This window comes from Parendozoicomonas verongulae, assembly GCF_009711465.1.
Taxonomy (GTDB): domain Bacteria; phylum Pseudomonadota; class Gammaproteobacteria; order Pseudomonadales; family Endozoicomonadaceae; genus Sansalvadorimonas; species Sansalvadorimonas verongulae.
Genome location: NZ_SMME01000773.1, coordinates 1 through 314, shown reverse-complemented (window position 1 = coordinate 314; position 314 = coordinate 1). Strand labels below are relative to the sequence as shown.

Below are 314 nucleotides of genomic sequence, written 5' to 3'. Positions count from 1 at the left end.
AACCAGTACGTCTTCTGTTTCCTCCGTGTCTGCAGTCGTGTCCCTGGTTTCCACTATATAGTGGACAATGACCTCTTCACCGGACTGCGCCTCTGGAATAAGCACCATATGCAACCCACTATAGCGATCCTTCATGACGCTGTATACCTTTTCAGGCTCGGTGCGCATAGCAATGATCGTTTCATCGGGGGCCATACTGGGTAACAAGAGCCACGTTTTATCTTCTAACGTCAGGGAGGTTTGAGCATAATGATGTTTCCTGGCTAAAGGTATAGGATCACTGACTGACAAGGTTCCCGGTAACACAGCTTCCA

The 314-nt window shown here is 48.7% G+C and carries 1 protein-coding gene; it reads right to left on the bottom strand.

The window, feature by feature from the left end; all coding sequences use genetic code 11:
• The coding region (locus E1189_RS23765) for a hypothetical protein (RefSeq protein WP_196221261.1) at nucleotides 1-195 on the bottom strand (195 nt) is incomplete at its 3' end.
• Nucleotides 196-314 lie beyond the last annotated feature (119 nt).